14 protein-coding genes are annotated in these 11,236 nt (G+C 29.9%); all 14 read left to right on the top strand.

Annotation, left to right across the window (positions count from 1 at the left end; genetic code table 11):
- The first annotated feature begins 200 nt into the window (after positions 1 to 200).
- The 14 genes from JRV97_RS10950 (at position 201) to JRV97_RS11015 (ending at position 11,187) form a co-directional block, all read left to right on the top strand.
- Positions 201 to 512: an ArsR/SmtB family transcription factor gene (locus JRV97_RS10950; RefSeq protein WP_280998812.1), complete on the top strand. Its 312-nt coding sequence runs from the start codon at positions 201 to 203 to the stop codon at positions 510 to 512.
- A 77-nt stretch (positions 513 to 589) separates the two neighbouring features.
- On the top strand, positions 590 to 1,075 hold the full coding sequence (locus JRV97_RS10955; protein WP_280998813.1) for a Na+/H+ antiporter subunit E: 486 nt from the start codon (positions 590 to 592) through the stop codon (positions 1,073 to 1,075).
- Entirely contained in the window at positions 1,072 to 1,320 is a 249-nt protein-coding gene (locus JRV97_RS10960; protein ID WP_280998815.1) for a cation:proton antiporter, read from the top strand. Before JRV97_RS10955 ends, JRV97_RS10960 begins: the two co-directional genes overlap by 4 nt.
- The gene (gene mnhG, locus JRV97_RS10965; protein WP_280998816.1) at positions 1,317 to 1,658 is read left to right on the top strand and encodes a monovalent cation/H(+) antiporter subunit G; all 342 of its coding nucleotides are present in this window, start codon (positions 1,317 to 1,319) and stop codon (positions 1,656 to 1,658) included. Before JRV97_RS10960 ends, mnhG begins: the two co-directional genes overlap by 4 nt.
- Positions 1,645 to 1,890 (top strand): Na(+)/H(+) antiporter subunit B, encoded by a 246-nt coding sequence (locus tag JRV97_RS10970; RefSeq protein WP_280998818.1) that lies wholly within the window; start codon positions 1,645 to 1,647, stop codon positions 1,888 to 1,890. Before mnhG ends, JRV97_RS10970 begins: the two co-directional genes overlap by 14 nt.
- Complete coding sequence (locus JRV97_RS10975; protein ID WP_407081599.1) at positions 1,890 to 2,639, top strand: Na(+)/H(+) antiporter subunit B; 750 nt, start codon at positions 1,890 to 1,892, stop codon at positions 2,637 to 2,639. Before JRV97_RS10970 ends, JRV97_RS10975 begins: the two co-directional genes overlap by 1 nt.
- On the top strand, positions 2,640 to 2,984 hold the full coding sequence (locus tag JRV97_RS10980) for a sodium:proton antiporter (protein WP_280998822.1): 345 nt from the start codon (positions 2,640 to 2,642) through the stop codon (positions 2,982 to 2,984).
- The gene (locus JRV97_RS10985; RefSeq protein WP_280998824.1) at positions 2,977 to 4,377 is read left to right on the top strand and encodes a complex I subunit 5 family protein; all 1,401 of its coding nucleotides are present in this window, start codon (positions 2,977 to 2,979) and stop codon (positions 4,375 to 4,377) included. The genes JRV97_RS10980 and JRV97_RS10985 overlap by 8 nt, the downstream gene beginning before the upstream one ends.
- Before the next feature lies 1 nt (position 4,378).
- On the top strand, positions 4,379 to 6,220 hold the full coding sequence (locus JRV97_RS10990) for a proton-conducting transporter transmembrane domain-containing protein (protein ID WP_280998826.1): 1,842 nt from the start codon (positions 4,379 to 4,381) through the stop codon (positions 6,218 to 6,220).
- Positions 6,217 to 7,128 carry a respiratory chain complex I subunit 1 family protein gene (locus JRV97_RS10995; RefSeq protein WP_280998828.1) on the top strand — a complete coding sequence of 304 codons (912 nt, stop codon included), beginning with the start codon at positions 6,217 to 6,219 and terminating at the stop codon, positions 7,126 to 7,128. The genes JRV97_RS10990 and JRV97_RS10995 overlap by 4 nt, the downstream gene beginning before the upstream one ends.
- Entirely contained in the window at positions 7,119 to 7,712 is a 594-nt protein-coding gene (locus JRV97_RS11000; protein WP_280998830.1) for a NuoB/complex I 20 kDa subunit family protein, read from the top strand. The genes JRV97_RS10995 and JRV97_RS11000 overlap by 10 nt, the downstream gene beginning before the upstream one ends.
- Positions 7,696 to 8,211 (top strand): NADH-quinone oxidoreductase subunit C, encoded by a 516-nt coding sequence (locus JRV97_RS11005; protein WP_280998832.1) that lies wholly within the window; start codon positions 7,696 to 7,698, stop codon positions 8,209 to 8,211. Before JRV97_RS11000 ends, JRV97_RS11005 begins: the two co-directional genes overlap by 17 nt.
- Entirely contained in the window at positions 8,208 to 9,320 is a 1,113-nt protein-coding gene (locus JRV97_RS11010; RefSeq protein ID WP_280998834.1) for an NADH-quinone oxidoreductase subunit D, read from the top strand. Before JRV97_RS11005 ends, JRV97_RS11010 begins: the two co-directional genes overlap by 4 nt.
- 13 nt (positions 9,321 to 9,333) lie before the next feature.
- Positions 9,334 to 11,187, top strand: a complete 1,854-nt coding sequence (locus tag JRV97_RS11015) for an FAD-dependent oxidoreductase (protein WP_280998836.1) — start codon at positions 9,334 to 9,336, stop codon at positions 11,185 to 11,187.
- The last annotated feature ends 49 nt before the right edge of the window (positions 11,188 to 11,236 follow it).

The following is an 11,236-nucleotide window of genomic DNA, read 5'->3' on the forward strand; positions in this document are numbered from 1 at the left end:
AATTAAAGAGCGTAAAAAACGCTCTTTTTTATTTTTTTTGTATATTTTCTTGATTATTGCTAATTAATAATAATTAAAATGTATTATTCTCAATTATAATTATAAATCTTTATTTTAGCAATTGAGGTTTTTGTATTATAATAATATTAGAATTTTCTAATATTCTTTTTCCATTAATCTTTAAATAGGGAGATGATATTTTGGATGAATGTAAGTTGATATCTAATGTTTTTAAATGTTTATCTCACCCGATTAGATTAAGAATAATCAAGCTTCTAAGTAAAGAAAAATTATCAGTTTTAGAAATTACAGAGAAATTAAATACAAGCCAATCCAGTATATCTCAACATCTAAAGCTTTTAGAAGAAAACGGTATTATTTTAAAAGAGAAAAAAGGTAACATAGTTTATTGTAAATTAAAACATAATTTGGTTTTAGAACTTTTATCCGATGGAAAAAGAATAATTTCACAAGAGCTCAAAGAAGCTAATAATATTATAAGAAAAGCATAAAATTAATTAGTATACTATATCTTTTGATAAAAATAAAGATTTTTTTCACAAACAATATTTCAAAAGGAGGGAGTATTTTGAAAAAGTATTTATCAACTTTTCTAACCCTGTGGGTTATCTGGATTGCTTTAACAGGTTTTAGCAGTGCAGAATTACTCACAGGTTTGATAGTTTCTCTGGTTTTGGCTGGAGTAATCTCAAAAGTAGTTGACTATTCTTTTGATTTTACAATTATACCAAAACTATTTGTCTTCATTTTTGTTTATGTACCAGTTTTTATAGTAGAAATGATAAAGGCAAATTTTGATGTTGCAGCAAGGGTTTTAAATCCTGCGTTACCTTTAAATCCTGGTTTTGTAAAGATTCCTACAAAACTGAAAGGAAATGTTGGAAAATTAACTTTAGCAAATTCTATTACATTAACTCCTGGTACTTTATCTATTGATGCAGACGATGACTATATCTATATTCATTGGATTGATGTAAAAGGTGAAACTCCCGAAGAATATCAAAAACATGTCTCAAGTAAATTTGAGAAAATTTTGGGAGGGATTTATAGATGAATATTTTGATAGGTACTTTAATAATCATAGGAGCATTTTTTTCTGTTTTACGATTAGTTTTTGGTCCTACAACTCCAGATAGAATAGTAGCTGTAGATACTTTAAATGTAATAATAACAGGATCAATAGTTTTTATAGCATTTCTTTTAAAAAGTGATTTATATTTAGACATTGCATTAGTTTATGGGGCTTTATCATTCTTAGAAACAGTTGTTATTGCCCGTTATTTGGAGGGGAAAAAATGAGTGCTATAGGATATATATTAATGATAATAGGTGCTCTTTTCTATGTTCTTGGTGGCTTAGGATTATACAGAATGCCAGATGTGTATAATAGACTTCAAGCTGCAACTAAAGCTACAACATTAGGTACTTTTTCTTTAGTTTTAGGTGTTGGGATAGCTCAACCTGAATGGTTTGTAAAAACTTTATTAATTGTAGTATTTTTGACAATTACAAACCCTGTAGGAAGTTCTGTTTTAGCAAAAGCTTCTTATATTTATGGTGCAAAACCATTTAAAGTAGTTAAAAATGATTTAGACGAACTCTACCAAAGTAGAGGTGATGAAAATGCAGATAATTGAAATTATTGTTGGATTTGCTTTATTAATATTTGCATTCATGGCTATTGAATCAAAAAAATTAATAAATTCAATTATTTATTTATCTATTTTAAGTATGTTATCAGTAGTTTCATTTGTATTTATGAAGGCTCCAGATGTTGCTATTACAGAAGCTGTAATAGGATCAGGTTTAGTTACTGCAGTGTTTATCTTTACCCTTTTTTCTTTAAAAAAGGCTGGTGATAAAAAATGATGAAAAGAGTTATTGCGGTATTATTAGTTGGTGTTTTAGGATTTTTCATTTATTCAAATTTATATTCTACTGGTAATGGAAACCTATTTCCAAAATTTGGAGAAGCAAAATTATCAGAAAGAGTTTCAAATAAATTTATAAAAAAGAGTGTTAATGGAAATGAATCCGAAGTTATATATAATCAAACTAAAGATGCCGAAAGTGGTTCAGCAAACATGGTTACATCAATAGTTGTAAACTACAGATCATTTGATACTTTAGGAGAAGTTACAGTATTATTCGTTTCAGCTTTAGGTGTTGGATTGTTGTTAAGTGGAAAATCAAGAATGAAATTCAAAACACCACCTAATTTTATTTTAAGATCTGCAGTCAGGGTTATTGCAGGAATAATATTAATTACAGGTGTATATATTTTCATTCATGGGCATTTAACACCTGGTGGAGGATTCCCAGGAGGTTCTATGATTGCATCAGCTGTATTATTGTTTTACATTTCAGATGATGAATTCAAAACTAAAGTTAAAGCATTTAAATTTTTGGAAGGTACAGCTGGAAGTTTATATTTGATTTTTGGGTTATTAGGATTATCCTTAGGTGGTTATTTCTTATACAATTTCTTACCAACAGGAGTTGTAGGAAACTTATTTAGTGCAGGAATTGTTCCAATAATATACATTTTTGTTGGATTAAAAGTAGGATCTGAGCTTTCAAATTTAATCTCAGATTTTCTCTCAGAGGAGGGGAAATAAATGATACAATACTTATTTATTGGATTAATATTAATAGGAATATATGGATTATTAACTCAAAAGAACTTAATTAAATTAGTAGTAGCTTTAAATGTTTTGGAAGTTGGAGTTAATTTGTTTATTGTTTCAACAGGTTATGTAAAAGATGGAATTGCTCCAATTTTATTTAAAGGCGCTACATCAACAAATAATAATTTCGTAGATCCATTGCCACAAGCATTAGTACTTACAGCTATTGTAATTGGTGTTGGAGTTACAGCACTTTCTTTAACAGTTGTAAGGAAAATATATGAAAAACATGGAACTTTGGAAATGGACGAGATAGGGAGTGAAAGCGATGATTAATCCTGTCTTATTAATTGCGATACCATTATTATTTGCATTTTTATCAGTAATGTTTAAAAAAGCAGACAAAGGTTTTCTAATTCTTGGAATTTTATTTAATTTAATATCTGCATTTTTCCTCAAAGAAACTGAAGTAATAATTGGTGGTTGGAAACCTCCTTTCGGTATTAACTTAGTTGCAGATCAATATTCAATATTTGGATTAATAATTTTAAACATTGTATTTGCATTCTCAGTAGTATCTTCTTTACCATCAGTAAAAAAATATTCAACATTATTATTAGTTTCATTGGCATCATTGAATGGTATGTTATTAACTGGAGATTTATTTAATTTATTTGTTTTCTTAGAAATAGCATCAATATCAGCATATATAATGTCAACAATGACAAAAAAATATAAAGGTACATTCAACTATATTATTTTAGGTGCATTAGGTTCTAATTTATATTTATTAGGTATTATATTCTTATATTCAACAGTAGGAACATTAAATATGTCAGATATGGCATCAAAATTACATTTAGTAAATAACAATGTACTTTTATTATCAATCACGTTTATATTTGCAGGTTTTGCCGTTGAAGCAAAATTAATTCCATTTAATGGATGGGTTAAAGGTGTTTATGGAAATGCAAATGATTTAAATGGTGGAATATTTGCTTCTGCATATGCAACAGCAGCTATTATGGTATTTGGAAGATTATTTACAAATGTATTTACATTAGATGGCACATTAAAAACTATATTGCTTGCAGTAACAGTATCCACATTTATTTTTGGCGAAATAGCTGCATTTTCACAAAAAAATATCAGAAGTACATTAGCCTTTTCAAGTGTTGGACAAGCTGGATTAATTGCAACTTTATTTTTAACTGGAATAACTGGCGGAGCAATGATGCAAGTTGCTAATAATGCCTTTGCTAAATTAGTAATGTTTACAATAGCTGGAGCGATGTATGTTTATACAGGAACAGATAATGTTGAAAAATTACAGGGATTATTTAAAAAACATAAATTAATAGGTTTTGGTTTTAGTATAGCAGCATTATCATTAGTAGGATTGCCAATATTCTATGGATTTTATGTAAAAATATTTGCTTTAACAAATTTATTTAAAATCAATAGCTATTGGTTACCAGCATTTATTTTATTCTCCAGTTTAATAGAAGGAATTTATTATATTAGAATGCTAGTTAAATTATGGAACCCTGGAGAAGAAGGAAAAGAATCAAAAGACGAATATACAACAAAACTTTCTTTGGAAAACACATTTGCTTATGCTGTGTTAGCAGTTATTATAGGATTATTTATCATTTATATAAGTGTTAATCCAGAATTCATAACACAAGGTATAAGCAATTACCTTTCCAATATACCGGGAGGGATGTGACATGGCTTTGAATACATTAATATTGTTCATATTATTAGGCGGATTAGTAACCTATTTTGTAAGTAAAGTAAATAACAAAGCTGGAGCATGGCTTACTGTAATTATTTCTTTGGTAGCTTTATTTTATGTTTATTCACTAAAAGATTCATCAGGAGAAGTATTTAACGTTTTTAATTATGGAAATTATTCATTGAATTTAGTAACTTCTAATTATGCATGGTTTTTCTCTATTGTAATGGTTTTAGTATATTCAATGGTTTCATTCTTTAATCCATATTGGATGGAAAAAGTAATACACCCTTCAGCATATAACCTATTTTATTTATTATCTTTAGGTGGTACTTTAGGTGTATTCTATGCAAAAGACTTTTTAACACTATTTATTTTCTGGGAATTAGTTGTTTGGTCATCAATGTTTATTATTCCTTTAGGTAAATCAAGAAGAGCATCTGTTGTATATTATGGAATTAGTACAATAGGTTCTTTTGCAATGTTATATGCAATTTTAATGCTTAATGTAAAATATGGAACATTTGATATTCAATCAAATATTCAAAATATGTCAAGTGATCCTAAATTTGCAGTATTATTCTTCTTTTTAATAGTAATGGCAGGATTAACGAAATTGGGTATTTTCCCATTTTACACATGGTTACCTATAGCTCATGGTAATGCACCACACACATTCTCACCTGTATTATCAGGTGGTCTTGTAAAAATGGGTGGTTTTGTAGCGTTTTTAATGACTGCAGTATTACCAACATCAAAAGTTTTTGCAAATCATGTACAAATAATAAATAATCCATATGAAAATTACATATTAATGATTCTTGGTGCAATAAGTATTATCATTGGAACATTAATGGCTATAAAACAAGATGATGCAAAAAAACTTATAGCTTATTCAACAGTAAGTAACAGTGGATATATTTTAATAGGTTTGGCAATGGTTGATCAAACAGGATTTGCAGGTGGTATGATGCATGTATTTAATCATGCTATGGCTTCAGGTGCAATGTTCCTTTCATTTGCTGCAGTAGCATATAGAACAGGAACCACAAAAATATCTGAATTGGGTGGATTAATCAAAAGAATGCCTGTAACCTTTACAGCATACTTAGTTGCAATTATCTCATTAGCTGGTATACCACCAATGAGTGGATTTGCTTCAAAATGGTTAATATATCAAGGTTTATTGAGAAAAGGAAATATGTTCATCGCTTTTGCAGCATTTTTTGGTAGTGTAGGATCATTTATGTATGTATTCAGACCATTAGCTGGAGCATTTTTAGGTCAATTATCTCCTAAACACAAAGAAATAAAAGAAGTTCCATTTTGGATGCAATTACCAATGTTAATAATGTCTGGTTTAACAATATTATATGGTGTATATCCAGGATTAATGTTAAAATACATTGCAAAAATACAAGAAACTATTGGATTAACTCCACTTCAAATTGATGGAACTAAAATATTAACTCCTAATGGTATGTGGGATTCATGGATTGTAACTCTCGTATTTACTATTGGATTCATTATTGCAGCTGTAATTTATTTTGTATTACCAAAAGCAAAATCAGTGGATTTAATGGATACATATACCGGTGGAGAATTTATTTATGATCCTGACAAATATCATTATTCATCAAACTATTACGCACCATTTGAAAGATTATATAAAAATCATCCTTCGGTAGAGAAATTTTATGATGCAATTGCATTGAGATTCCACGAATTTGGATTATTAGTAAAAACATGGTTCTTTAATGAAAATCCTGCATTTACTGTATTTTGGATTTCGTTAGTGATGACTGCAATAATAATGTGGGGTGATAAAATATGAGCACATTCTTTTTAGCTGTAGCTTTATTACTATTAGCATTTTTTTGGCAGATTACATTATCTGGTATTCAAAGAAAGGTTACAGCCAGAATTCATAGAAGAGTTGGATCACCTTGGTACCAAAATTTTATAGATTTGTTTAAAGCATGGAGTAAAAGTTCAATATCACACGGATTTATATATGATTTTGGTGTTTTAATGGCTCTAGGTGGAACAATTGCAACATTAATTTTTGTTCCTGCTGGAAACTTAATTGTTTTCAAAAATCTTGATAACTTTTTTGTTATAGTTTATTTATTAGCAATAGGTTCTTTGGGTATGGCTATGAGTGCAGTTGGCTCAGGAAACCCATGGGCTAGTATTGGTGTTATGAGAGCATTAACTCAAATGCTAGGATATGAATTACCATATATTATGACTGTATTTGGAATAATATATGCAAATAAAACTGCTTCTATTCACGCAATTGCAGAAGCACAACAAACTATGGGTATAATGGGATGGAATATGTTCAGAATGCCTTTAGGTGTAATTGTTGGATTTATATCATTAATGGGTATGTTAGGTAAAAAACCATTTGATACACCTATAGCTCCAGCTGAAATAGCATCTGGTCCATTGGTAGAATATGGTGGAAAACATTTAGGAATGTTGATGTTACAACATGAATTTGCAACTTTTGTAGAAGTAGGCCTATTTGTAAATTTATTTATGGGCGGAGGAACTATAATTACTTTCTTAATTAAATATTTTGTAGTATATATGTTAGCAACCATGATTGCTTCTGTAGTTGCAAGGTTTAAAATTGATCAATTAGTAACATTTTATTATAAAGTTCCATTAGCATTAGCATTTATTCAAACAGCAATTATAATATTCACCGGTTTGGGGGTGAGCATATGGCTTTAAATGAAAATGAAAAAATAAATGAAATAGATGTTAATGAATTGGATTGTAGAGATACATTGACATTCTGGGAAAAATTTGGAAATATATTCAGAAGTAAATCTATTTGGATGCTTCACTATTGTACAGGTTGTGGAGCTATGGAATTGCCTCCAACAATGACATCAAGATTTGATATGGAAAGAATTGGTATGGCTCCAATGGCTACTCCAAGACAAGCAGATGTTTTATTAATAACTGGATATTTAAGTGTAAAAACTTTAAGAAGAATTATTTATACATATGAACAAATGCAAAATCCAAAATATGTAGTAGGTTTTGGATCATGTACATTAAATGGTGGAGTTTATTATGATTCATATGCAGTTATTTCCAGATTAGATTATTATTTACCAGTTGATTTATATATTGCGGGATGTATGCCAAGACCAGAAGCTGTAATGAGTGGATTTAAAAAATTAATGGATATGATTAAAAAAGGTGAGGCTCTTGGTTGGAAAAGATATCAAAAATATTATGATTGGTACAAAAAGAATCAGGTTCGCGCCCTTGGGGAGGTGTATGTAAAAGATGAATTTCATGAATAATATAATTGAGGATATAAAATCTAGATTTAATCCTGAAAACACAGAAATAGTAAAAAAGAATCAAATTGCTATAGATTTTAAAAATGAAGAAGTACACTCTGCTTTGGCTTATTTAAAATCTCAAGGTTGGAAGCAATTAACGATACTTACATGTGTAGACTGGATAAAAGAAAATAAATTTCAATTAGTATATATACTAATGAATTGGGATAATTCAATAACTATTCAAGTAAGAACAAAAATTGATAGAGATAATCCTAAATTTAGAACAGTTATAAATATTTATCCTGGTGCAGAAATGTATGAAAGAGATGTTCATGAATTTTTTGGAGTAGAATTTGAAGGTAATCCAAATCATGAAAAAGAATTATTCCTTGAATTATGGGATGATTTACCACCAATGCGAAAAGATTTTGATCCATTAGCATATTCAAAGAAGAAATTTGATGTTAGAGAATATAAAGTTGATTTCATTCCGAAAGAAGGTGAAGCAGAATGAAAAGACAGGTGAAATTATTTTTAGGTCCTAATCATCCAGGTATGCATGGTAACTTTAGTGTTCATTTATATGTAGATGGTGACATTGTAGAAAAAGCAAGACCATTACCTGGTATGCTTCATCGTGGATTTGAAAAATTGATGGAAAGAAGATTATGGATGAATAATCTTGCTTTAATACCAAGAATTTGTGTTCCTGAACCTGATATAAATGAAATGGTTTATGCAATGGGTGTTGAAACATTAGCTAAAGTAGATGTTCCTGAAAGAGCTCATTGGATAAGAATGATTATTTTAGAATTAGCAAGGATTGCAAATCACTTAATGTCTTTAGGTGGAATAGGTGGTCCTACAGGATTATATACAGGTCCAAACTGGGCAATTGCTGATAGGGATTTAATACTTGATATTTTTGAAGAAATAACAGGCGCAAGGGTTTATCACATGTATATTGTTCCTGGAGGAGTAAGAAAAGATTTACCAAAAGGAATTGAAAAGAAAATAGAAAATTTCTTAGATTACCTAGAAAAAAGATTGCCAGAATATGATGATTTAATCTTAAAAAATCCAATGGTTCAAGCAAGAACAGTAGATAATATTGTTTTACCTGAAGAAGTTTGTTGGGAATTAGGAGTTACAGGTATAGGCCTAAGATCCTCTTCAGGAAAACCATATGATATAAGAAAAGTTGATCCATATGCAAGATACGATGAAGTAGAATTTGAAGTACCAACTGCAACATATTCAGATGCATATACCAGATTAACTATAAAATATAAAGAAATACAGCAAAGTATTAGAATAATCAGACAGGTATTAGATAAAATGCCAAAAGAAGGTCCAGTAAGAGCAAGGATTTCAAGAGGTAGTGCTTTAAGATGGAGAGTACCTAAGGGACAAGTATTCAGTCATATTGAATGTGCTCGTGGAGAATACGGATATTATATAGTATCTGATGGTTCAAATATGCCATATAGAATTGCAGTTAGAGGAGCTTCATATCCACAAGGATTATTAGGAATTGAAAAATATTTACCAGGCACAAGAATTGATGATGTTGCAATCTGGTTAGATACTATGGGCGTATGTGCTCCAGAAATTGATAGGTAGGTGAGGTGAGAAAATGTCTGAAATAAATAAAAGTTTCTTTTCACCAGCAAAAGCTTGGAAATATTTAACTAAGAAACCTGTAACTTTACCTCTAGAAGATATAATAGATAATCCAAGAGAAGCTGCAGATAATTATAGAGGATTTCATACAAATGATTGGGAAAAATGTATAGGTTGTGGAACATGTTCTAAAATATGTCCTGCAGAAGCTATTAATATGATAAGAATTCCAGAATTACCAGATGAAGAAGGCTCAAAACCAGAAAGACCTGCATTTGATTATGGAAGATGTACCTTCTGTGGATTATGTGTTGATATTTGTACTACAGGTTCATTGAATATGTCAAAGGAATATGTTCATTTATCAAAAGATCCAAATTCATTCTTCTTTTTACCAAAAGAAGATGGAATACATCATATAGAAGTTGAAAAAGCATATCAAAGAACAGAAGATTCAGAATTGTTGGATTTAGAAAGAGTTCCAATGGAAATATTAGATGCAGATACAAGAAAGAAAACATTCCTTGAAGTTGTAAAAGGTTTCTCAAAACAACAAGCTATTGAAGAAGCCGCAAGATGTGTTGATTGTGGAATTTGTACAAAAACATGTCCAGCACATATGGATATTCCAGACTATATTAGAACAGTATATGATGATAATGTAGAAGAAGGTTTAAGATGGTTATATAAAACAAATCCATTACCTTTAGTTTGTGGTAAAATGTGTACTCACAGATGTGAAACAGCATGTACTATAGGTCATAGAGGAGAAGCTGTTTCAATAAGATGGTTAAAAAGATACATTGTTGATCAAATTCCTGCTGAAGAATATCATGAAGTATTAAAACATGAACAACAAATAATCAAAAAAGTAGATAAAAAAATAGCTATAGTTGGTGGGGGTCCAGCAGGTTTATCAGCAGCATATTACTTAATTTTAATGGGATACAAAGTTACAGTATTTGAAGCAGAAAAAAGACCTGGTGGTGTTCTAAATTACGGTGGTCCTGTATATAGGTTACCTCTTGAATCATTTGAAAAAGATTGGAAATATATTGAATCGCTTGGCGTAGAATTCAAATTAAATACAAGAGTTGGTGTAGACGTAACTTTAGAAGAATTAAAAGACAACTATGATGCTGTTTTCCTATCTTCAGGGTTTACATTGGGAAGATCAACTGGAGTTCCTGGAACAGAACATCCAATGGTAAAACAAGCTATGGTTGTATTAAAAGAAATGAAATATTACATTATAGGAGATGGACCAAAACCATATATTCCTAAAAAATTAGTTGTTATTGGTGGAGGTAACGTTGCTATGGACGTTGCCAGAACAATGGTTAGATTACAAAATATTGAATATGGAAAATCTGAAGTACATGTTGTAAGTTTAGAAAGAACATTAGATGAAATGCCTGCTGATTGGGATGAAAAACACGAAGGTGGAGAAGAAGGTGTAATATTCCATCCAGGTTGGGGACCAATTGAAATAGTAACTGATGGCGATAAGATTAAAAAAGCAAGATTTAAGAAAGTTTTATCAATATTCGATGAAAATAGAAGATTTAATCCAAAATATGATGAATCACAAATATTAGAAATAGAAGCTGATATGGTTGTAGAATCTATAGGTCAAATGCCGGATTATTCATACTTACCAGAAGAAATTAAAGAAAAAATCGAAATCGTTAGAGGAAGAATAAAAACTGATGAATATAATCATGTTGTTGGTGTTCCATGGTTATTCGCTGGTGGAGATATCGTACATGGTCCGGATATTATTCACGGTATTGCTGATGGACACAAGGCAGCACAAGGAATAGATTTTTATTTAACAGGTTATGATCAAAATAAAAATAAGAAATAATTGATAAGCTCCCTGCTTTTTGCAGGGAGTTTTATTTTATGCATAATAA

Origin of the sequence: Marinitoga aeolica, assembly GCF_029910535.1 — a bacterium.
Classification (GTDB): domain Bacteria; phylum Thermotogota; class Thermotogae; order Petrotogales; family Petrotogaceae; genus Marinitoga; species Marinitoga aeolica.